General features: G+C 58.6%; 22 protein-coding genes. 12 read left to right on the top strand and 10 right to left on the bottom strand.

Annotation, left to right across the window (positions count from 1 at the left end):
• Positions 1 to 29 precede the first annotated feature (29 nt).
• Complete coding sequence (locus tag GOV53_RS19895; RefSeq protein WP_170469861.1) at positions 30 to 2,219, top strand: transglycosylase domain-containing protein; 2,190 nt, start codon at positions 30 to 32, stop codon at positions 2,217 to 2,219.
• Between the two features lie 59 nt (positions 2,220 to 2,278).
• Here GOV53_RS19895 and leuB read toward each other — a convergent pair whose 3' ends face one another.
• The 3 genes from leuB to GOV53_RS19880 form a co-directional block, all read right to left on the bottom strand.
• Positions 2,279 to 3,382 carry a 3-isopropylmalate dehydrogenase gene (gene leuB, locus GOV53_RS19890; protein ID WP_170469859.1) on the bottom strand — a complete coding sequence of 368 codons (1,104 nt, stop codon included), beginning with the start codon at positions 3,380 to 3,382 and terminating at the stop codon, positions 2,279 to 2,281.
• Positions 3,383 to 3,547: 165 nt separating this feature from the next.
• The gene (locus GOV53_RS19885; protein WP_170469856.1) at positions 3,548 to 4,579 is read right to left on the bottom strand and encodes an endonuclease/exonuclease/phosphatase family protein; all 1,032 of its coding nucleotides are present in this window, start codon (positions 4,577 to 4,579) and stop codon (positions 3,548 to 3,550) included.
• Complete coding sequence (locus GOV53_RS19880; RefSeq protein WP_174823514.1) at positions 4,576 to 5,355, bottom strand: hypothetical protein; 780 nt, start codon at positions 5,353 to 5,355, stop codon at positions 4,576 to 4,578. Before GOV53_RS19880 ends, GOV53_RS19885 begins: the two co-directional genes overlap by 4 nt.
• Here GOV53_RS19880 and GOV53_RS19875 point away from each other — a divergent pair.
• On the top strand, positions 5,354 to 5,626 hold the full coding sequence (locus tag GOV53_RS19875) for a hypothetical protein (protein ID WP_170469674.1): 273 nt from the start codon (positions 5,354 to 5,356) through the stop codon (positions 5,624 to 5,626). The two genes, GOV53_RS19880 and GOV53_RS19875, sit on opposite strands and share 2 nt — an antisense overlap.
• Positions 5,627 to 5,738: 112 nt before the next feature.
• On the opposite strand, the gene leuD is transcribed toward GOV53_RS19875, so the two are convergent.
• Genes leuD through leuC form a run of 3 tightly spaced genes read right to left on the bottom strand, consistent with a single transcriptional unit; the run spans position 5,739 to position 8,382 of the window.
• Positions 5,739 to 6,344: a 3-isopropylmalate dehydratase small subunit gene (gene leuD / locus GOV53_RS19870; RefSeq protein ID WP_170469853.1), complete on the bottom strand. Its 606-nt coding sequence runs from the start codon at positions 6,342 to 6,344 to the stop codon at positions 5,739 to 5,741.
• 42 nt (positions 6,345 to 6,386) lie between these two features.
• Complete coding sequence (locus GOV53_RS19865) at positions 6,387 to 6,941, bottom strand: HdeD family acid-resistance protein (RefSeq protein ID WP_170469850.1); 555 nt, start codon at positions 6,939 to 6,941, stop codon at positions 6,387 to 6,389.
• A gap of 37 nt (positions 6,942 to 6,978) precedes the next feature.
• Positions 6,979 to 8,382, bottom strand: coding sequence for a 3-isopropylmalate dehydratase large subunit (leuC, locus tag GOV53_RS19860; RefSeq protein ID WP_170469847.1), 1,404 nt, complete (start codon positions 8,380 to 8,382; stop codon positions 6,979 to 6,981).
• Positions 8,383 to 8,623: 241 nt separating this feature from the next.
• Between leuC and GOV53_RS19855 the strand changes: the two genes are divergently transcribed.
• The 4 genes from GOV53_RS19855 (at position 8,624) to GOV53_RS19840 (ending at position 11,502) form a co-directional block, all read left to right on the top strand.
• The gene (locus GOV53_RS19855; RefSeq protein ID WP_170469845.1) at positions 8,624 to 9,976 is read left to right on the top strand and encodes a mechanosensitive ion channel family protein; all 1,353 of its coding nucleotides are present in this window, start codon (positions 8,624 to 8,626) and stop codon (positions 9,974 to 9,976) included.
• A 164-nt stretch (positions 9,977 to 10,140) separates the two neighbouring features.
• Positions 10,141 to 10,500: a ribosome silencing factor gene (gene rsfS / locus GOV53_RS19850; protein ID WP_058276550.1), complete on the top strand. Its 360-nt coding sequence runs from the start codon at positions 10,141 to 10,143 to the stop codon at positions 10,498 to 10,500.
• Positions 10,501 to 10,544: 44 nt separating this feature from the next.
• Positions 10,545 to 11,015 (top strand): 23S rRNA (pseudouridine(1915)-N(3))-methyltransferase RlmH, encoded by a 471-nt coding sequence (gene rlmH, locus GOV53_RS19845; protein ID WP_170469842.1) that lies wholly within the window; start codon positions 10,545 to 10,547, stop codon positions 11,013 to 11,015.
• Between the two features lies 1 nt (position 11,016).
• Complete coding sequence (locus GOV53_RS19840; protein ID WP_170469839.1) at positions 11,017 to 11,502, top strand: flavodoxin family protein; 486 nt, start codon at positions 11,017 to 11,019, stop codon at positions 11,500 to 11,502.
• Positions 11,503 to 11,505: 3 nt separating this feature from the next.
• Here the strand turns inward: GOV53_RS19840 and GOV53_RS19835 are convergent, their stop codons facing one another.
• The gene (locus GOV53_RS19835; protein ID WP_170469836.1) at positions 11,506 to 11,853 is read right to left on the bottom strand and encodes a hypothetical protein; all 348 of its coding nucleotides are present in this window, start codon (positions 11,851 to 11,853) and stop codon (positions 11,506 to 11,508) included.
• Between the two features lie 35 nt (positions 11,854 to 11,888).
• The gene (locus tag GOV53_RS19830; RefSeq protein WP_170469833.1) at positions 11,889 to 12,599 is read right to left on the bottom strand and encodes a DUF599 domain-containing protein; all 711 of its coding nucleotides are present in this window, start codon (positions 12,597 to 12,599) and stop codon (positions 11,889 to 11,891) included.
• Between the two features lie 81 nt (positions 12,600 to 12,680).
• Here GOV53_RS19830 and GOV53_RS19825 point away from each other — a divergent pair, with 81 nt between their 5' ends.
• The 6 genes from GOV53_RS19825 (at position 12,681) to GOV53_RS19800 (ending at position 18,889) form a co-directional block, all read left to right on the top strand.
• On the top strand, positions 12,681 to 14,129 hold the full coding sequence (locus GOV53_RS19825) for an FAD-linked oxidase C-terminal domain-containing protein (protein WP_170469830.1): 1,449 nt from the start codon (positions 12,681 to 12,683) through the stop codon (positions 14,127 to 14,129).
• 25 nt (positions 14,130 to 14,154) lie between these two features.
• Complete coding sequence (locus GOV53_RS19820) at positions 14,155 to 15,255, top strand: FAD-binding protein (protein WP_170469826.1); 1,101 nt, start codon at positions 14,155 to 14,157, stop codon at positions 15,253 to 15,255.
• Between the two features lie 4 nt (positions 15,256 to 15,259).
• A complete protein-coding gene (glcF, locus tag GOV53_RS19815; protein ID WP_170469824.1) occupies positions 15,260 to 16,579 on the top strand; it encodes a glycolate oxidase subunit GlcF in 1,320 nt (439 codons plus the stop codon).
• Between the two features lie 113 nt (positions 16,580 to 16,692).
• Positions 16,693 to 17,487, top strand: a complete 795-nt coding sequence (locus GOV53_RS19810) for a trypsin-like serine peptidase (RefSeq protein WP_254439348.1) — start codon at positions 16,693 to 16,695, stop codon at positions 17,485 to 17,487.
• On the top strand, positions 17,484 to 18,299 hold the full coding sequence (locus GOV53_RS19805) for a trypsin-like serine peptidase (protein ID WP_170469817.1): 816 nt from the start codon (positions 17,484 to 17,486) through the stop codon (positions 18,297 to 18,299). Before GOV53_RS19810 ends, GOV53_RS19805 begins: the two co-directional genes overlap by 4 nt.
• 122 nt (positions 18,300 to 18,421) lie before the next feature.
• Positions 18,422 to 18,889 (top strand): Hsp20 family protein, encoded by a 468-nt coding sequence (locus tag GOV53_RS19800; RefSeq protein ID WP_170469814.1) that lies wholly within the window; start codon positions 18,422 to 18,424, stop codon positions 18,887 to 18,889.
• 193 nt (positions 18,890 to 19,082) lie between these two features.
• On the opposite strand, the gene GOV53_RS21550 is transcribed toward GOV53_RS19800, so the two are convergent.
• Both GOV53_RS21550 and GOV53_RS19790 read right to left on the bottom strand, forming a co-directional pair.
• Positions 19,083 to 19,370, bottom strand: coding sequence for an HNH endonuclease (locus GOV53_RS21550; RefSeq protein ID WP_367648810.1), 288 nt, complete (start codon positions 19,368 to 19,370; stop codon positions 19,083 to 19,085).
• A 467-nt stretch (positions 19,371 to 19,837) separates the two neighbouring features.
• Positions 19,838 to 22,021: an esterase-like activity of phytase family protein gene (locus tag GOV53_RS19790; protein ID WP_170469808.1), complete on the bottom strand. Its 2,184-nt coding sequence runs from the start codon at positions 22,019 to 22,021 to the stop codon at positions 19,838 to 19,840.
• Positions 22,022 to 22,049: the final 28 nt, after the last annotated feature.

Genomic DNA, 22,049 nt, shown 5'->3' with positions numbered 1-22,049 from the left:
TCAAAATGATAACCGGGCAGAGTTTGAGCATGACTGAGTCCAGGCGCCGCAAGACACCGCTTGTTGCGGACAAAAGATACCCATCCAAGGGGAGAAAACCCGCGACCACAAAACGCGCGGCCAAGCCTGCTGGCAAGAAGGCGACGGCGCGCAAAACGTCGACGCGCAAAACGGCCAGGAAGAAGACCCGCAAGACATCATCCGGAGGTGGTGGCGGGTTCTTCCGTCGCATGTTCCGTTGGATCTGGCGCGTGTTCTGGGGCATTACCTGGCGCTTGGGTGCAGTGGCCGCGATGCTGTTGGCCCTGGCGGTTGGCGTCGTCTATTCCTCTCTGCCCGATGTGGATGCCCTGCTGGACGGCCGCGCACGCGGATCGGTGACCCTGCTGGATCGCGACGGCAAGGTTTTTGCCTGGCGCGGCGATCAGTTCGGTGGCGTTATTACGGCCGATACCGTCTCGCCCCATCTCAAGAACGCCGTCGTCGCGACCGAGGATAAGCGATTCTATCGCCATTTCGGCGTCAGCCCCCGCGGCGTCGCCAGCGCTGTGCGCATCAACCTGAGCGAAGGGCGTGGGCCATTGTCGGGCCATGGCGGTTCGACCATCACGCAGCAAACGGCCAAGCTGTTGTGCCTCGGCGTGCCGTACGAACCCAGCGAATGGGAATCCGAGGCTGCTTATGAAGCCGACTGCCGCCAAGGCTCTCTGTGGCGCAAGGCCAAAGAGGCGGTCTATGCAATCGCGATGGAGGTCAAATATTCCAAAGATGAAATCCTGACCATCTATCTGAACAGGGCGTTCCTGGGCGCAGGTGCACGCGGTTTTGAAGCAGCCAGCCAGCGCTATTTCGGTATCTCGGCGGCCGAAGTGAACCCGGCACAGGCGGCGATGCTGGCCGGTCTGCTGGTCGCGCCGACACGCTATGCACCGACGAACAACCTGAAACGTTCGCAAGACCGGGCGCAGCTGGTGGTTGGTCTGATGGAGGCGCAGGGCTACCTGACCTCAGCACAGGCCAGCAGCGCCCGCAGCAACCCCGCCCAACTATCCGAGGCCGCGGCCGCAAGGGCTGGGGGCTATTTTGCCGATTGGGTCATGGCCAGCGGGCCCGAGTTCTTTACGCGCAACACCACCGAAGACGTCGTGATCCGCACCACGCTGGATCAGCGCATTCAGAAATCGGCCGAAGAGGCTCTGCAATACATCTTTCAGGAAAAGGTCCGCGAAGGATCCGAAGCCCAGGCCGCAATCGTTGTGATGTCAGCGGATGGTGCCGTGCGCGGAATGGTGGGTGGACGAAAGACGCGGGTGTCTGGTGCGTTCAACCGCGCCACGCAGGCCCTGCGGCAGACAGGCTCGTCATTCAAACCCTTTGTTTATGCCACAGCGCTAGAGCTTGGGTATTCGCCCTTGGATACAGTGGTGGATGAGCCCTATTGCGTGAACATCCCGGGTTCGGGCCAGTGGTGCCCCAAGAACTACACCAACAAATTCTATGGGCGGGTCACACTGGCGGATGCGCTGAAGAACTCGTTGAACATTCCGGCCGTGAAAGTGGCCGAAGTCGCAGGGCTGGACAACGTCCGCACCGTTGCCAGCGAGTTTGGCATCGACAGCGATCTGGCACAGGGCCCGGCCCTGGCGCTGGGCGCGTCGGAAAGCACGCTTATCGAGATGACGGGTGCCTATGCAGGTATCCTGAACGGCGGCTCGGCCGTGGAACCCTATGGGCTGACCGAATTGAAACTGCTGGGTGATGACACGCCGGTTATGGTGACAACCACCGGGATCGGTGAGCGGGTCATCAATGACAAGGCGGCAAAGCAGCTGACCTGGATGATGGAGCGCGTGGTGTCAGAAGGCACTGGTGCGCGGGCTCAACTGCCCGGATGGCAGGTCGCGGGTAAGACTGGGACGACTCAGGCCGCGCGCGATGCCTGGTTCATCGGGTTCACCGCAGACTACGTGACGGGTATCTGGATGGGGTATGACGACAACACGCCCTTGTCTGGTGTCACAGGCGGGGGGCTGCCCGCCGAAATCTGGCGAGAAACGATGCTGCGGGTGACCGAAGGCATGACGCCGACCCCGCTGCCGATGCTGGCCCCGGACCCACCGGCCAGAACCGCTCAGCCGCAGCGGCAGCAACGACGCAACAAAGAAACCGGGTTGGACCGGGCCATCAACAACCTGCTGAACAACATCTTCGGGAATTGAGCGGGCAAAGAAAAAGGCGGTGCACCGGGCACCGCCTTTTCATTTGAATGAGTGCCTGATCAGAGGCTTTCGTCGAGAGCTGCCAGAATGGCATCGCCCATTTCCGTGGTCGAGACCGGTGTGACGCCTTCATCGGCCAGCAGATCGCCGGTGCGAACGCCGTCAGCCAGAACCTTCTCGATCGCGGCTTCCAGACGATCCGCTTCTTCGCCCTGATCGAAGCTATAGCGCAGCGCCATGGCAAAGCTGAGGATACAGGCGATCGGGTTGGCCTTGCCTTGTCCGGTGATGTCCGGGGCCGAGCCGTGTACGGGCTCGTACATCGCCTTGGGGCGGCCATTGGCCATAGGGGCCCCCAGAGAGGCCGAAGGCAACATACCCAGCGAGCCGGTCAGCATCGCGGCACAGTCAGACAGGATGTCACCGAACAGGTTGTCGGTCAGGATCACGTCAAACTGTTTGGGTGCGCGCACCAGCTGCATTGCGCCGTTGTCGGCGTACATGTGTGACAGCTCGACCTCGGGGTAGTCCTTGGACACCCGATCCACGACCTCTCGCCACAGGATACCGGATTCCATCACGTTGGCCTTCTCCATCGAGCAGACCTTTTTGTTCCGGCGCATGGCCAGCTCAAAAGCCGAACGCGCGGCGCGTTCAATCTCGGACTCGGTGTAGCGCTGGGTGTTGATGCCGACGCGTTCGTTGCCTTCTTCGAAGATACCGCGTGGCTCGCCGAAATAGACGCCCGAGGTCAGCTCGCGCACGATCATGATGTCGAGGCCCGCAACGATGTCTTTCTTCAGCGACGAGAAATCGGCCAGCGCGTCAAAGCACTGTGCAGGGCGCAGGTTGGAATACAGGTCCATTTCCTTGCGCAGGCGCAGCAATCCGCGCTCGGGTTTCAGGGAAAAGTCCAGATCGTCGTATTTCGGGCCGCCAACCGCGCCCAGAAGAACCGCGTCGACCTCTTGCGCTTTGGCCATGGTCTCGTCCGACAACGGCTTGCCGTGGGCGTCATAGGCGGCACCGCCGACCAGATCCTCGCTCACGTCGAATTCCAGGCCACGTTTTGCACCGAACCAGTCGATGACTCTGCGCACTTCGGCCATGACTTCGGGGCCAATTCCGTCTCCGGGCAGGATGAGGAGCGAGGGGTTGGACATGAAGGATCTCCTTGCGTTTTACAGCAAAGGCCCTAGCGCCTGTACCGCACCGGGTCAATGAGACGATCCTGCCTGAAAGCAAGGAAAACACAGGTTTGTTTCCCGAGTGCGCCCTTGAGCGTCTGAAAATTGCGTCAGACCCGATTTGCGGGCCAGAATTGGCCGTCAGCGGGGCAGGGTCAAATCGACCCAAACCAACCGGTGGCGACTGGCTTTTTCGGCAATATCACGGGCTTCGGTGCCGGCTGTTGGCCAGTGAACGCCTGCATCCGTCACGGTCCAGTGTGAGGATGGCAGAACGTAATCTACCCGCATTGGGTCTACTGCTTTCCAGACCACAGTGGTTTGATCGCCATTGGGGTCAACGGGCAACGGGTCGTTTAGCCGGGGATCATTTAGCAGGCCGCGGATCGCCTCTTTGCGCCCGTCCCCGCGTGCCGGATCCAGATTGGCGTCCCCAGCGATCACAAAAGGACCGTCTGGTTCACGTCCCACTGTGCCGTCCAGCACAGCTGACCAAAGCCGAATTTCGTCCCGGTTGCGCAGGCCATTGCGATCCTCGGGGCCGTCGAACACAGGTGGCGCAGCATGGAAAGTCATAAGGTCCAACTGCCCGATCGGTGTTTCTATGGGGATTATCCAATGTGCGACGGCAGACAGTCGCTGAATGCGTTGTGCGTGTTCTGACGGGTAGGGCGCGCCGTCCATACTGGGCAATTCGGCGCCCGGAAGGTCTCGCCAAAGCAGTGTCGAGAAGTCCTGAACCTGATCTGTAGCGATGGGATAGCGCGACAGCACGGCCAGTCCGCTTTGGCCGGTAAACCGCCCCCAACCCTGCGCATCACCTGGTCCGCTGGTGCGCCCGTCACCATCCAGGTCCAGATCGGTTGCAATGCCAGAATTGGGCTGGGTCGCAAAGACAAAGGGATAGTCCAATCCGGCGTCTTTCAATTGCCCTACCAGCGCCGAGACTGCTTGTCCTTCGAAATCCCAGTCGATGCCCTGCAGCGCGACGATGTCCGGTCGGATCTCGGTCAGAACGCCGACAACCGCGCTGACTTGTGCATCCCCGCGGCGAATGTCACGCAACAGCAATCCTGGCCCATCGCGGCTGAGTTCTGTGTTGTAGGTGGCGATGCGAACTGTCTCTGCCTGCGCCATAACGGGCAACAGCAGCAGGATCAGGGTGCGGATCATGCGGTCTGAGTGGACTCGGCAGTGGAATAGGCGCGTCGTTTTTCGACGATCAGGCTGGCGATGCGCAATGTTGCCAGACCACGCATAATCATGCTGGCCGGCAGAAAGGCCCATGCGCTAAGCGTCCAGATCATGGTTTGAGGATTGCTCAGCGAAATCGGCTCGGCATAATCCGTCAGCAGTTTGATCAGGGCCGGGATCAGGAATGGCAGCAGAATGCCGATGCAAATGTTCAGACGCCCGTCCCGCTGCAGTCGTGTCACCACATCGCCACCCTTGGTCGGGTCAAACAGCGGAAGGTTGGTCCAGACATTAAACGCACCGTTGCCGGTGGGCCAACCGCGTACCCGGACTGCATAAGCGAAGCTGCCGATGGTCACGAGGGCCGCAACATTGGCAACGCTGGCACAGATACGAACCAGTTCCGTTAGCGGGGCGCTCGTATCTGCGGGCAGCATCAGGATGATCAGGCGCACCGGCGAATACGGGAAATCGACCACATTCGCGACACCAAGGCCGATGGAATAAGTCAGCGTCGTCAGGCCTGTCGGGGCATAGACGTTTTTGCAGATCAGCGTCATGAACGTGATCATCGTCATCAGACCGACAAAGCGCAGCCGGTTTACCGGCGGGGCATCGCGGAATTCGATAAAGCTGGGGAAGGCCGAGTTGTATTCAGCGAACGTCAGGAAGAACGCCAGAATGGCGAGAAAGACGACAATCTCGGTCCCATTCGTAGACGTTACAGGCAGGTACAACGCGGGAGTCAGCACCATGAGTGCAACAAGCAATCCCCGTATCGCCGCCCCTGTTGTGCGCGCAATCACTATCCAAACCCTTTCAAACCGGATTGGCCGCTTCTGTGACGGCTTCGTCCCAACTTGTGCCCGACAATATTTTTATTCGACGGGTGCCTCTGATATCGTCAACACTGACGATAAGCGGCAATCCGCTCAAGTCAGCCTGCAGAAAACACGTGATTTCGGGCAAAAAGATGGCGAAACTGGTGCGCCTTTGCATCATTCGTGTCGCAAATTCGACGTGTAAACGCGACCACCCACCACATATTGTGGTTGTTTGGATTTGGACCCCAAGAATGCGAACGGGGCCGCCGAAGCGACCCCGATAGGTTGAGTGTCCACAGATTCGTCCCCAGGGGCTACACCCAGGGGCGTGCCTGACTGGCGTGATCTTCGAATTTATCGATGTGGTGATCTTTCTCCATCGTCAGGCCAATATCGTCCAAACCGTTCAGCAGGCAGTGTTTGCGATGGGGGTCGATATCGAACGCGATCTCGACGCCGTCCGATGTGGTGATCTTCTGATCTTCCAGATGCACGGTCATGCGGGCGTTCTCGCCTTTATGTGCATCTTCCATCAGCACGGCGTGATGTTCCTCTTCTACCACGATGGGCAGGATGCCGTTCTTGAAGCAGTTGTTGAAGAAGATGTCGGCAAAGCTGGTCGAGATCACGACCTTGATGCCGAAATCCTTGATGGCCCAGGGCGCGTGTTCCCGAGACGAGCCGCAGCCGAAATTGTCGCCCGCGACCAGAATCTCGGTCTGGCGATAGGCGGGTTTGTTCAGGACGAACTCTTCGTTTTCCTGCCCGTCATCGTGATAGCGCATCTCGTCGAACAGCACGACGCCAAGTCCGGACCGTTTGATGGTCTTCAGGTGCACTTTCGGGATGATCATATCTGTGTCGATATTGATCAACGGCATTGGGGCGGCCACCCCGTGGACTTTTTCAAACTTTTCCATGTTCACACTCCTGCGGGAGAGGGCCGCGCCCGTGCCCCGCGTTTAAGCTTGTTTCGCTTCAGTTGTTGCGTCGTCGGGTGCGTTCTTGACGAAGAACGCCATGAAGACCAATCCGAACCCGTTGAACAGCATCTCAATGCCCAGGAAGATTCCCAGAATGCTCAGCAGCACCTGAGGTTCGCTTCCTACATAAGTCCAGATGATACCGGCGAGGATGATCGACAAGATGCCCGAGATCATCGTGGGCCAGAAAAACTGCGTTCCACGCATCTGGAACGACAGAATGACCCGCGCGATGCCGCCTGCCAAGAACAGGATCAGCATGACGATCGCCAGAGTGACGGTTCCTTCGAGTGGCTGGGACATGAAGTTCCAGCCCAGAAACAGCATCACCGCACCCATGATGAGTGACAGAATCTTGTTGCCGGTTCCCTCAACGGTGAACCCGCCAACAACTTGCAGTACGCCCGAGATCAGCAGCAACACACCCGTTACCAGTGTCACGGCGATAGAAGCCACTACAGGTGCACCCAGCACGAAGATGCCGAACGCGATGGACAGAAGCCCCAGCAGGAGCCATTTGACCCAGTCACTCATGTTTTCAATCCCTCAAATATCTAGATATGAGGGCACCTTACATCAATTCACGGACGTCTGTCAGCCGTCCTGTGATTGCCGCTGCGGCAGCCATTGCCGGGCTCAGCAGGTGGGTGCGTCCGCCCCGGCCCTGACGGCCTTCAAAGTTGCGGTTCGAGGTTGCGGCACAGCGCTCGCCCGGTTGCAACTGGTCAGGGTTCATCGCCAAACACATCGAGCATCCTGCCAGACGCCATTCAAAACCGGCCTCTTTGAAGATTTCTGCAAGCCCTTCCTCTTCAGCCTGAGCGCGGACAAGACCCGAGCCGGGTACGACCATGGCGCGCATGCCGTCTTTGATCTTTTTGCCTTTTAGAATCTCGGCGGCAGCGCGCAAGTCTTCAATACGACCGTTCGTGCAGGACCCGATAAAGACAGTGTCGATCTCGACATCGCTCAGCTTCTGACCTGCTTCCAGCCCCATGTACTCGATCGAACGACGGGCCGCGTCGACCTTGCCGCCTTCGAAGTCTTCGGGGTTCGGTACAGTTGCAGTGATCGGCAGCACGTCTTCGGGACTGGTGCCCCAGGTGACAACCGGCGCAATGTCTTCGCCGCGCAGGGTGATAACCTTGTCGAAATGCGCGCCCTCATCGGTGAAGAGCGTTTTCCACCAGTCCATCGCGGCTTCCCATTGTGCGCCTTTCGGGGCGTGCGGACGGCCTTTGACATATTCAAAGGTGGTTTCGTCCGGAGCAATCAGACCGGCGCGGGCGCCGCCCTCAATCGCCATGTTGCAGACGGTCATGCGACCTTCCATCGACAGATCGCGGATCGCTTCACCGCAATATTCGATGACGTAGCCAGTACCGCCAGCGGTACCGGTCTCACCGATCACGGCTAGAGTGATGTCCTTGGCAGTCACGCCTGGCTGCAATTTGCCGGTGATCTCCACCTTCATGTTCTTCGACTTCTTCTGGATCAGGGTCTGAGTCGCCAGAACATGCTCGACCTCGGACGTACCAATGCCGTGGGCCAAAGCACCAAACGCGCCGTGGGTGGCGGTGTGGCTGTCGCCGCAAACCACGGTCATGCCGGGCAGGGTCCAGCCCTGCTCCGGGCCGACGATGTGCACGATGCCCTGACGCACGTCATTCACCGGGTAGTAGTGAATGCCGAAATCCTTGGCGTTTTTGTCCAGCGCTTCGACCTGAATGCGCGATTCGGGGTTTTCGATCCCGTTTACGCGGTCCGGCGTGGTTGGAACGTTGTGATCCGGAACGGCGATGGTTTTTTCCGGAGCGCGTACTTTACGGCCGGCCATGCGCAGGCCTTCGAACGCCTGCGGGCTGGTCACTTCGTGTACCAGATGGCGGTCGATATACAGCAGGCAGGTTCCATCATCGGCTTCGTGCGCGACATGGGCATCCCAGATCTTGTCATAGAGTGTTTTGGGGGACATTGGTCCTCTCCCGTATGTAATGAGAAATAGCTGGCGAGTGGCTGGACGCGCCTTATAGGCGGGCCAGAACCGTGCGGGCGGCCCCAAAGAACCGTTCACGCAGGCGCGTGCGGTCTTGCAACTTTGGTGCTGGGGCCAGGTTGAGTCTCATGCGCCTCAGATATATCGGGCTTTGCCGTCAATCAAGGTTCAATCCGGCGTCGGACTTGCATCATAGGTCAACGCTGTTCAAGCTGTGACCATGAACCAAGACCTGATCCCCGGTTCGCTGTCGGACCTCTATGACAACATGGTCGCGGGCTTTTCCGTGCAATTCGAAAACCTTGTCGAACTGGTTGTAACGCCGGGCTGGCGCCAGCATCAGCTGGTCATCATTCTGGTTCTGTGGGCACTGGCATTTGGCCTGAAGCTGGTCACCCAAGGCCGGTGGGAGGCCTGGGCCCGCGCACGCACGGGTTGGCCAAAGTGGCGGCTGCGGATTCTGGTGCAGCTGATGCAGCGCCTGACGCTGGTCTATTTTGTGCTGATGTCCTCGGCGCTGTATCTGCTGATGCAGCAGATCACCTGGCCGTCACGCAGTTACATCATCGGAGTCGTCGCCACATTGGCGCTGGCCTGGCTGGCGATTGCCCTAGTCGCGAGGTTGGTACGCAACCGCACGCTACGGCGGATCTTCAAATGGGCAATGTGGGTCTATGCAACGCTTGTTGCGCTGAATCTGACGGATGATGTGGCCGAGTTTCTGGATGGCGTCGCCATTTCTATTGGCGACTTGCACATCTCGGCGCTGGGGATACTCAAAGCCATTCTGCTGATCGGCATCCTGCTGACGCTGGCCCGTCTGGGCACCCGCGCCGCCGAGCGTGGGTTAATGAACAACGACGACATCACCCCGTCGATGCAGGTGCTGCTGGCTAAGGGGATTCAGGTTCTGCTGTATGGTGCCGTCTTTTTGGTCGCCATTCGCACGCTTGGGTTTGACCTGACAGGCATTGCATTGCTGTCCGGGGCCATTGGTGTCGGCATCGGTTTCGGCCTGCAAAAGGTGGTGTCGAACCTGATCTCGGGGATCATCATCCTGATGGACCGCTCGATCAAACCGGGTGACGTGATCTCGCTGGGCGACACGTTTGGTTGGATTAACGCGCTGGGCGCACGTTATGTCTCGGTCGTGACGCGGGACGGGCGAGAGTACCTAATCCCGAACGAAGACCTGATCACCAACCAGGTGGTGAACTGGTCACATTCGGACAAGTTTGTGCGGCTGGATCTGGATTTTGGCACCAGTTACGATGATGACCCCCATCTGGTGCGCGCAACGGCCATTCGGGCGGTAAAGGCCGTCACGCGGGTCCTCAGCGGCGGGTCGCATGAACCGGTCTGCCATATCACCGGTTTTGGCGACAGCAGCGTGGATTATGTTCTGCGTTTCTGGATCAGCGATCCGACCAAGGGGCTGACCAATATTCGCGGGAATGTCTACCTGGCGCTCTGGGACGCATTTAAGGACGAAGGCATCTCGATCCCCTTCCCGCAGCGCGAGGTTCGGTTGCTGTCGGACGGCGCAGAGCAGCAACAGATCGCCAAAGAGTGAGCGCTTGTGCGGGCGCTTTCGCGGCGTTTCATTGAAATGTTGCAATCTGCTTGTTACCTTATTAGTACCCCGGCGCCGGGGTTTCACGGCGCGCAGCAAAGGAGGACTATGTCCTGTCTCTACATACCCAGGCGGGTTTGCCCGCCGATGACGGGGCCGGTGTAATGGCCCACTCTCAGTCAATCAGCGACAAGCTGCTTGAACGTATCCTTTCCTCACTTTCCGATGACAAGGCCGAAGACGTCGTGCAGATCAACCTGCAAGGTAAGTCTTCTGTTGCGGATCACATGGTGATTGCCTCGGGTCGCTCGACCCGTCAGGTCTCGGCCATGGCGGAAAAACTGACGGATCGCATCAAGCAGGAATTTGGATTCACCTCGAAGGTCGAAGGCAAGGATGCCGGCGACTGGGTGCTGATCGATACGGGCGACGTGATCGTCCATATCTTCCGCCCCGAAGTGCGTGAATTCTATCAGCTGGAAAAGATGTGGCTGCCTCAGGGCGGCAGCGCCTCGGCGAACTGAGGCGCCATCCCGGCCTGCATTAACAGGTCGGCGGCGAGAGAAATATGCGTATAAGCATTTGTGCGGTCGGGCGATTGCGTGCCGGACCGGAGAAGACCCTGCTTGACGACTATCTGACCCGATTTGACCGGACCGGCCGTGCGTTGGGCCTTGGTCCCGCACGTGTGATTGAGGTTGAAGACAAGAAAAACGCAGGGATGGGTGCCGAGGCGGCATTGCTGCGCAAGGCGCTGCCCAAAGGTGCGGTGATCTGCACTTTGGATGAACGGGGGCGGGTGATGTCCTCGCCTGATTTTGCAAAAAAGCTGAGTGGTTGGCGCGATGTCGGGCGGCAGGATCTGGCGCTAATCATCGGCGGCGCCGACGGAATAGACCCTAATCTTCGGGCTGAGGCAGATTTTTCCATCTCATTCGGATCGATGGTCTGGCCCCATATGCTGGTCCGTGTGATGCTGGCCGAGCAACTTTATCGGGCCGCAACCATCCTGTCTGGCGGTCCTTATCACCGGGTCTGACATGGCGCAGCTTTTGATCGTCTACCACTCGCGCACAGGCGGTGCTCGGCAAATGGCCGAGACTGCGGCTGCAGGAGCACGGGATGAGGCGGAAACGGTTCTAAAAACCGCAGATCAGACCACGCCCGAGGATCTGTTGGCCGCCGATGGCTATCTCTTCTGCGCGCCTGAGAATCTGGCCGCGATTTCGGGTCTGATGAAAGAGTTTTTTGATCGTTGCTATTACCCTGTCTTGGGCAAGATCGAAGGACGCCCCTATGCGCAGATGGTCTGTGCCGGGTCAGACGGAGAAAACGCCGCCCGCCAAACCGCGCGGATTGCCACCGGCTGGCGATTAAAACAGGTGCAGCCGCCTCTGATTATCTGCACCCACGCCCAGACACCCGAAGCGATTCTGGCCGAAAAGACCATCCGGGCAGAACAGCTTGATCAGTGTCGTGAAATTGGAACCGCCATGGCTGCAGGTCTGAGCCTGGGCGTGTTTTAAGCCTCAGTTCAGGTCAACCACAGTGGTGCCTTCGCTCCAGCCGCCGACACTGTCACGTGCCTGAATCTGCACCTGAGTCGTGCCGGCGGGAATGGGGACGCCACCAAGCGAGCGGGTAAAGGGCTGTTCATCCACATGCGGGTGATGCAGGACGCGCAATCCCAGCTCATTTCCGTCCATGTCCAGTACGCGCCAACCATCGGCGTAATCATCCCAGCCGGTGTCTGGGTGTCGGATGGTCACGTCAAAGCGCCATGTGTCGCCGCTTTGACTGGCGATCACTTTTTCAATTGTTGGGGGGTCGGCAAGCACCGGACCCGCAAGCAGAAGGCTGAGAATCAAATATCGCATGAGCGAAGATTAGGCTCTGATTTGGGGCAAAGCGATCACGAATCCGTGTCGTGCGGTTGCGACAGCAGGACCAGCCGGGAATGCGACGCAAACTCGCGCCGGTACAGAACGCCAAAGGTGATCGCCGTACCCAGTATCAGGGCCACGGGTCCCAGAATCCAGGCGACAGATGCCAGGGCGAAATAGGTCGCGCGCAGGCCGCGGTTGAAGCTGCGGGCCGCGGTAACGCAGATTTCTGCCGCCTGAGCCGCTCGGGGATAGGCTTGCGCATCCGATGGATCGTTGGGCACCGCGGCCATCAAGACTGCGCAGTAACCAAACAAACGATGTGCCCAGACATATTTCAGGAAGGCATTGGCCAGCAGTAGAATGATGATGAGGATCTTGATCTCCCACACCATGGCGGGGGCGCTGCCGATGGCCAGATCATTGGCGACACCGGCCAGGCGTTCGGTATTGCCCAGCAGGGCCAGCCCACCCCCGATGGCGATCATCGTGGTCGAAGCGAAGAACGTGCTGCCCTGCCGCATCGCGGCTACGACCTGAGCGTCAAACATCCGCGGCTGCCGGGTCACCATCTCGCGCATCCAATCGCGGCGATAATCATCCATCATCATTGTGACCGAGGTTTTCTTGGGCGAGGGGTTCTCGATCCTCCAACCAATCCACAGCCAGGCCACCAGCAGCACTGCGATGGCCGCGTAGTCTAGGGGAGAAAACAACTGTGTCCGATCAAGCCAGGTCATGCCCGCGACCTTAGGGCCAGAGGTGGGAACTTGCCAGATGGGGAAATTGGTAATATTATTTTACCAAACGGAGGATCAGCCATGGAAATGCCGACGCCAAATCCCGATGTCCTGCGCCGCAAGGCCATTGTTTTGCAGCGGTTGTTGCAGGTTTTGCCCGAGGATGCGGTGATTCACGACCCGTCCGAGACGCGCGTCTACGAATGCGATGCGCTGACGGCGTATAAGTGCCCGCCGATGCTGGCGGTGCTGCCATCCACGACCCAAGAGGTCTCGGACGTGTTGCGCATCTGCAATGAAGAAGGTGTGCCGGTGGTCCCGCGTGGCTCGGGCACCTCGCTGGCAGGTGGGGCATTACCTACTGCGGATTGTGTCATTCTGGGCGTTGCCCGAATGAATGACGTGCTCGAGACCGACTATGACAACCGGTTCATTCGCGTGCAGACCGGCCGTACCAACCTGAGCGTGACAGGTGCGGTGGAAGAGGATGATTTCTTCTATGCTCCTGACCCGTCGTCGCAACTGGCCTGTGCCATCGCTGGCAATATCGCGATGAATTCGGGCGGTGCGCATTGTCTGAAATACGGTGTGACCACCAACAACTTGTTGGGCGTGAAGATGGTCCTCATGGATGGTAGCGTGGCCGAAATCGGCGGTGCCCATCTGGATTCAGGTGGCCTGGACCTGCTGGGCGTCATCTGCGGTTCCGAAGGTCAACTAGGCGTCGTGACCGAAGCCACCTTGCGTATTCTTCGCAAGCCCGAAGGCGCGCGGCCCGTGTTGATGGGATTTGACGACAACGAGGTCGCCGGGCAATGCGTCTCGGACATCATCAAGTCCGGCATTCTGCCGGTCGCGATCGAATTCATGGATACGCTGTGCATCAAAGCCTGTGAGAATTTTGCTCATGCGGGCTACCCCGACTGCACAGCCCTTTTGATTGTCGAAGTCGAAGGGTCCGAGGCTGAAATTGACTATCAGCTGAGCAAGATCATCGAGATCGCGAAACGCCATAACCCCGTTGAGCTGCGCGAAAGCCAGTCGGCTGAGGAAAGCGCCAAAATCTGGCTGGGTCGGAAATCTGCCTTTGGTGCGATGGGGCAGTTGAACGATTACATGTGTCTGGATGGGACGATCCCGGTGTCGTCGCTGCCCGAAGTTCTGCGCCGGATCGGTGAGCTGAGCCAAGACTACGGCCTGCCCGTGGGCAATGTGTTCCACGCGGGTGACGGAAACATGCACCCTCTGATCCTGTTTGATGCCAACAAACCCGGCGATCTTGAGAAATGCGAAGCGTTCGGGGCCGAAATCCTGAAACTCTGCGTGGATGTGGGTGGTTGTCTGACGGGCGAGCACGGTGTCGGGATCGAAAAGCGCGATTTGATGTCTCATCAATACACGCCCGCTGATCTTGAGGCGCAAATGGCGGTTAAGGATGTATTCGACCCGAACTGGTTGCTGAACCCGGCGAAGGTGTTCCCGCTGGAAGCCTCTGCAGGGCGTCGTAATGCACAGATCGCGGCTGAATAAACGGCTCTAACAAAGAAGAAATGTCATGAAACCACAGACAGAAGCCGAACTGGCCCAGATGGTAGCCGGGCTGAATGAACCGGTGCATATCCAAGGCGGCGGTACGCGGGGCGTTAAAGGTCCTGGTCGGGCAATCGAAACAAGCGGGCTCAGCGGGATCACGCTGTATGAACCCGGCGCACTGACACTGGTCGCGCAAGCCGGAACGTCGGTCGCCGAAATCGAGGGCGCGCTGGACGCTGAAGGTCAGCAACTGGCCTTTGAACCCATGGATCACAGGGGGCTGCTTGGAAGTAGCGGGACGCCCACCATCGGAGGTGTCGTCGCGGCCAATATCTCGGGGCCACGTCGGGTACAGGCGGGGGCGTGCCGCGATTTCTTGCTGGGTGTGCGTTATGTCGACGGCATGGGGCAGATCGTCAATAATGGCGGCCGTGTTATGAAAAACGTGACCGGTTACGATCTGGTCAAGCTGATGGCAGGATCCTGGGGGGCATTGGGCGTTCTGACTGAGGTGTCTTTGAAGGTGCTTCCCAAACCCGAGGCGTCCGTAACTCTGTCCGTTCAGGTCCCAGACGCGGCGGCCGGAATTCAGGCTTTATCTGAGGCGCTGAAATCCCCGTTTGAAGTCAGCGGTGCGGCCTATGATCCTGACGCGGGTCAGGCTTTGTTGCGTCTTGAGGGGTTTGAGGACTCGGTCGCTTACAGGTCGGATCAACTGAAATCGGTGTTGTCGGGATACGGAGACGTCGCTGAGGTCACGGGCTCGACCAACCTTTGGGCCGGATTGCGCGATGTGACCGCCTTTCACAATCAGGACGGTGATGTGTGGCGGATTTCGGTTAAGCCCACTGATGCGCCTGACATAGCCGCACGCACTGGTGCCGAGCGATTGCTGTTTGATTGGGGCGGTGGGCTGATTTGGGCCTTGGTGCCCGAAGGGACCGATCTGCGCGCCCGTCTGGGGGCCCTTGAAGGTCACGCAACGCTGGTGCGCGCGCAATCCGACACAGTGACCCGGTTGGGGCGGTTCCATCCTGAAAGCGCCGGAGTTGCGGCTCTAACAAAAGGAATTCGACAAAGATTCGACCCCCGCGGCGTCTTTAACTCGGGGCTTGTGGGCTAGAGCAATGCAGACAACATTCACTGAAAAACAACTCCAAGATCCGGCGATCCAGCGCTCGAACGAGATTCTGCGAAATTGTGTCCATTGCGGGTTTTGCACGGCCACTTGCCCCACCTATCAGGTGCTGGGGGACGAATTGGACAGCCCGCGCGGCCGCATCTATCTGATCAAGGATATGCTGGAAAACGAGCGTGTGCCCGATGAGAAAACGGTCAAACACATCGATCGGTGCCTTTCCTGTCTGGCATGCATGTCTACGTGCCCCTCGGGTGTTCATTACATGCATCTGGTCGATCACGCGCGGGAATACATTGAGGAGAATTACAAACGTCCCCTCTCTGACCGTGTTCTGCGCTGGGTATTGGCCCAGATCCTGCCCTATCCCATGCGGTTCCGATGGGCGCTGATCGGAGCAAAACTGGGACGTCCTTTCCGGTTCTTAATGCCAGATGCCCGGTTGCGCGCGATGCTGGACATGGCGCCGAAACATATCCCGCCAGTCAGTCGCAACGACGATCCGCAGACTTTCCCTGCCAAAGACACACGGCGCAAGCGTGTTGCTCTGATGACCGGCTGTGCGCAGAAAGCTTTGAATACGGACATCAATGACGCAACAATTCGCCTGTTGACCCGACTAGGATGCGAGGTCGTTGTAGCCGAAGGGGCAGGATGTTGCGGGGCCTTAACCCATCACATGGGCAAAACCGATGACAGCCATAAGGCCGCAGAAGCCAATATTAGAGCCTGGATTGACGAAATGACCGGGAATGGGCTGGATGCCATCGTCATAAATACCTCGGGCTGCGGCACGACGATCAAAGATTACGGCCATATGTTCCGCAATGGACCGCTGGAAGAAGACGCCGCAAAGGTTTCTGCGATCGCCATGGATATAAGTGAGCTGCTGATGCAACTCGATTTGCCGGAAGGTGAGAGCCAGCAGATGATCGTCGCGTACCACGCAGCCTGCTCTCTGCAACACGGTCAACAGATTAAGACTCACCCCAAAACCCTGTTGAAACGGGCTGGTTTTACTGTGTTAGAGCCTGCGGACAGTCATCTGTGCTGCGGTAGTGCCGGGACATACAACCTGATGCAGCCCGAGATTTCCGGGAAGTTAAAACAGCGCAAGGTTAAAACGCTTGAGGCGAAAAACCCCGATGTAATCGCGGCGGGGAACATCGGCTGCATGATGCAGATCGGCTCGGGAACAGAGGTGCCGGTGGTGCATACGGTGGAGCTCTTGGATTGGGCAACGGGTGGACCGAAGCCCAGAGCCTTTGATGCGCAGCCACAAACGCCTCAAGTTCCGATCCTGAAATAGGCTGATGCAGTCGCGCATCACTTTCCCAGTGAATGCGAATGGGGCGGTCCCGCCCTATTTTTGCCCAACCGGCGGCGTAGCAAGATATGCCAACAGCAAAGCCGGAGAGCCGTTTGCGAAATTGGATCATAGCATTGGCGATGGCTTTGATGCCGATGACCGCCGCAGCACAGGATACCGGACTAAAAAGTCTGGATACAACTGATGCTGGCCGCGCGTGGATGGCCGTGGGACGCCTTGATATCAAAAACGGCGCCGGGTTTTGCACCGGGACACTGATCGCGCCGACGCTGGTTCTGACGGCCGCACATTGCCTGTTTGACAAGGTGACTGGTCAGCGGATCGATCTGGCTGATGTCGAGTTTCTGGCTGCCTGGCGACTGGGGCGCGCGTCAGCTTACCGTGCGGCGCGGCGGGCGGTCATTCACCCGAATTACGAATACAGCGTCGAAGGCACCGCCGAGCGCATCTACAACGACATCGCGCTGATCGAACTGTGGCAGCCTATCCGAAACACAACCGTTATCCCGTTTGAGACAGGAAAACGCCCCGCGCGCGGGGCAGAGGTTGGCGTCGTGTCTTATGCTCAGGACCGGTCCGAGGCCCCGTCGCTGCAAGAGGTATGCTCGGTTATGACCCGCCGTTCGAATGTTCTGATCATGTCTTGCGACGTGGAATTCGGATCGTCCGGTGCGCCGGTGTTTTCATTCGAAGGGGACCAGCCTCGCATCGTGTCTGTGGTTGCGGCCAAGGCCGAGTTCAACGGTCAGCGCGTGTCCGTCGGCACCGCGGTCGAAGACTCGCTTGAGCTGTTGCAGGCCGAACTTTCGGCGGGGCGCGGTTTCAGGGCTTCATCACCGCAAGCGGGCGCAAACCGCAATATTGGTGCAAGGTTCATCAAACCATGATTCAACGCGTTCTGATTTTTTTTCTTATTCTGTCCATTTCAACCACCTCATCATACGCCCAAGCCGCCAAACGCAAACTGACCGACCGTGACGATCTGTACGGCTGGGAGGCGGTCGGACGACTGGACATTGGAACTCAGGGGTTTTGCACCGGTACCTTGATTGCGCAGGATCTGGTTCTGACCGCTGCGCATTGCGCGCTGGACAAGGCCACCGGCAAGCCATACCCGCCGGGCAAGGTCACCTTCCGCGCCGGTCTGAGCGGTAATGATGCCCTCGCCGATCGCAAGGTGGTACAAATCGCGGCGCATCCCGATTTCAAGGCCAACGGGGCGGTGTCTGCCCCCCGCGTGCGCATGGATGTGGCTCTGATGCGGCTGGAATCGCCGATTCCCTATTCGATCGCAGACCCCTTTGCCCTGCATCAGGGGAATGTCGCCGGAAACGAGGTCAGCCTCGCGTCCTATGGGCGCGGGCGGGCCGAGGCAATTACCCGCGAAAGATCTTGCCGCATTCTGAACCGCAGCGACGGTTTGATCACCTTCAACTGCGACATCACCTTTGGCTCGTCCGGCTCAGCCCTGCTGGCACGGAACGGGTCGCGCTGGCAGATTCTTTCGGTCGTGTCCGCGGTGGGGACGAACGGGCGCCAGAAGGTGGGGTTCGGCATGGAGCTGTCGGGAATCGTGGCGGATTTAAAGGCCGATCTGCGACGCGATGCGCCCCGCCCAAAGGCAAACATCCGCCGGTTGCAGGTCGGTTCCGGTAAGTCCAGCTCGGGCGCAAAATTCATCAGCTCTGGCAGGGGTTGAACTCACTCAAATCGCTACCCATGTGAACTGTACCGGGTCGCCAAAGACGGGGCCCGGATCAACCCGATGCCCGTCCGAACGGAGGGCAGAGTACAGATCGCTCTGATATGAGGATATGACACATGCGTAGTTTTGATTTTGCACCCCTGCACCGCGCCACCGTTGGTTTCGACCAGATTGCCGACATGATGGACCGTGTGCTGACCAATGACGTGGCTCAGCCGAGCTACCCGCCCTATAACATCGAAAAAACCGATGCCGACACCTATCGCATCTCGGTTGCAGTCGCCGGTTTTTCTGAAAATGACCTGTCGGTCGAAGTGAAGGAAAACGCTCTGATCGTGGCCGGCAAGAAAGCTGCAGAAGACAAAGAGCGCAGCTATCTGCACCGTGGCATCGCCACCCGCGCGTTCGAACGCCGCTTTGCGCTGGCCGATCACGTGCGTGTCACTGGCGCCAGCCATGAGGACGGCATGCTGAACATCGACCTCAAGCGCGAGGTGCCCGAGGCCCTGAAACCGCGCCGGATTGAGATCACGTCGGCTAAGGCCATCGAAAAGGATGTGGTCGACGCCAAGGCCGTGAACTAAGGCGACCTAATACGCCGCGATAATCGTTCCTCTCTGGATTATCGCACCATACGCCCCGCGTTCCTCCAGACGCGGGGCGTTGTTTTTTGTATCAATGAGGTGTTCGCCGGACGGGCTATTTGGTCATTCGTGAGTTCCAAAAAGTTGACGGGTTACTGCGCATAACCGACACAATACTACCTCTCAGCAACCTCTACTTTCGGTGCTTTCCCAGCGTTGTAGAAGAGGAAAGTAGCCGCTTCCAACGCCCCAACGCTAATCGGCCGAGTACCTTTTTCTTGTAGTTCTCCGGTGACAGTGGTCGCTTCGAATTATGGCGCGTCTGGTTGCAGAACTTGCAAGCGGCAACGATGTTTTCTGGTGAGAGAAGCCCACCTTCAGATGCTGCTATCAAGTGTTCTGCTGTACACTGGAATAATCGCGCATGAGGTTCGGAAATCGAATAGGTCCTTTGGAATATCTTCGATGATCCGGACCACATCGGTTGGTCACAATAGAAGCAAAGACCGCCTTGCTTCGCGCATTTTTGGTCTCTTAAAGTTTTAAGTTTTTTTGTCATTTCACACCAATGGTTTCGACACAAATCGAGAACCGGGCGTGAAGGCTGCTTTGCGATTCACGGGCACTGCCTTAATTGGATCAGCGCCCTAGTTCTTCTCCACGGACAAGGCCAAATTGGCAAGCCCCTAAACCTAGGTGACCTTCCGCACCTTTAGACTGAACATCATCTCGTTGTCTGTCAACTGGGAGTAGGAATGGCTTAGTTTTCACAAAGGCAATCAAAGAAACCATCGCGGATATTCGACTGACTTCCCAAAATGTCCACACAATAGGATTTGCTTCCCGTACGCTCAGGCCTCAGCGTTTGAAAAGCCTTAATTGCTGCCGATCTAAACAATATGACCCCGCACAATTTCGTGCGGGGTCACTAAGTGTTTTGGCAACGAATTAGTTCCCAGCCGTAACCGACCCGATCGACCAGAACATCGTCTCGCCCGAGGCATCGTCGACGCCATCATTGTCGGTCATCACGAACGCTTCGCCCGAGGGCAGGATCGCCAGGCCTTCGATCTTGTCCAGAACGTAACCGCCGGTCGAGGTCAGGTCGGGCAGCAGGTCGCGGACCTCTTCTTTGCTGACGACAGGCAGGTCTCCACCCAGCGGTGCCGGGGTCATGTCGGACAGCGGGATGCGGTAGATCTTTTTGGTCACGGCGCGGTGGTCGTGCTGATTGTCGCGTTCGATGACATACACATGGTCGCCGAAGGCCACGATTTCAGACAGCCCAACCCATCCTTTTTCCGGGTCGGCTTTGGGATAGTGCACGGCACCCCATTCCTTGGTGTCCAGATTGTAGGCGACCAGTTTCACGTGGTTCTCTGGGTCGTCTTTCCATTCGCGCTGAACGGCCATCCACAGAGTGTCACCGACCTTAGTGATGCCTTCGAAACCAAAGCGTTTCTCGACCGCCATCAATTCCGGCGGCAGGCCAATCTCGCCCTTGCGATCCTTGATCTTGCCCTCGGCAGAGACGTGGTAGATCGCGTGCGGGATGACACGATCGGTGCGGCCTTCGGACGCGACGTAGAAGCCGCCCTTGCCGTCCAGCGTGATGCCCTCAAGGTCCAGCTTTTGCGCCGGGTTGCCGTCCTGACGGTGAATGCGGATCACGTCCACGATGCGGGCGGGCTGCTGGCTGGGGTCGATCTTGAAGATCGAAGGCTGGAAACCGTAGAAGCTGTCATTGACCGCATAGATCATGCCGTCCTCGTCCGCGACCAGACCGGACAGGGCACCCCATCCGATCAGCTCATCCGCGCCTGCGGAGGTCAGATGCGGATAGTTGGCAGGGGCGTCCTGATATTCGAAGATCGAGACATGCGCACGCGGGCCGCCATCTTCGATAAGGTCCTTTTCATTGGCCGAGATCAGCAGGTTGCGCTCGGGGATCGCCACATAGCCTTCCGGCCCAACGCCCGACGGTAGAAGCTGCTTCAGTACCGGGTTTGCCGGGTCGGTGGCGTCATAGACACCCACGACCGAGGCGCGCTCGGCCCCAACAAAGATCATCGGCGTGCCGCCAAAGGTGGCAGCGGTTACGCTTTCTGGCTCAACGCCTTTGGCGTCCGAGCGTTTGTCGGGGTAGTGGCCGATCTGTATGATGGCTTTCTCGAAATCGGTGCCGTTTTCGTAAACAACGGTGCCGTCCTTGTGGAAGATCGTCCAGCCGCGCGAACCGCCCTCGTAATCGCCTTCGTTGGCGGTGGCGAAGTGGTTGTCGTCGATCCATTTCACCGCATCCGGCTCACGCAGACGGCCCTTTTGGCTTTCGGTGAATATCAGCGCGCCGCGTTCATCTGTGGCGTCGATGCCTTCCAGATCCACGCTACCCGCTGAGAAATGGCTGACCACGTTGCCGTCCTTGTCGACCACCGCGATGTAGTTGTTCTCCTGCAGAGTGACGACGGTTTCGCCCAGAGTGTTGATGTCCACAAACTCAGGCTCGGGGTCGGTTGGGGCAACCTCGGCCAGACCAGTCAGAGACGCCATTTTCATGGCCGCGCAATCCAGCGCGCCATCTTTCAGCGGCACCAGAGCCAGCGACCCGGCGGGCAGCTGCGGGATAATGCCGTCGTTCAGGTCTTCGTCGCGCTCGTTCTCGATCGCTACGGCGACAAAGCTACCATCCGGCGCAATGGCGACGCTGTCAGGCTGACCGCCCAGATCACAAGCGCCGGTTTCGGCCTTGCCAGCGATATCGACCGAGATCAGCTTTCCCGAAGGGGCTGTATAACTTTCCGACGTGTTCACGCCGACAAAGGCTGTCGTGCCCACAATGCCTACGGATGTCGGTTCGCCACCCACTTCCATTGCGCCGAGTGGGGCCGGGTTTGCGGGGTTGGTGATGTCGACCATGCCGATCACGCCCAGCGGGCTGTCGGTGTAGACCAGCGTCATGCCGTCCGCCGTCGCCGCGATGATCTCGGGCGAGGTTTCACGGGTGGTATCTGCCCCCTCGGCCATGTTCTTGACGACGGGGAAAGACGCAATTCGGTTGAAGTTCATTTCTGCCACGGCCTGACCGGCGGTCAGGGCAAGGGCAGACGTCAGGCAGACAAAGCGCAATGACATCGGTTGGTATCCTCTCTTGCTTGGCTGC

This window comes from Ruegeria arenilitoris (assembly GCF_013035315.1).
In the GTDB taxonomy this organism is placed as follows: domain Bacteria; phylum Pseudomonadota; class Alphaproteobacteria; order Rhodobacterales; family Rhodobacteraceae; genus Ruegeria; species Ruegeria arenilitoris_D.
Note: the sequence above shows the minus strand (reverse complement) of the source record. Positions and strands in the feature narration are given on the sequence as shown.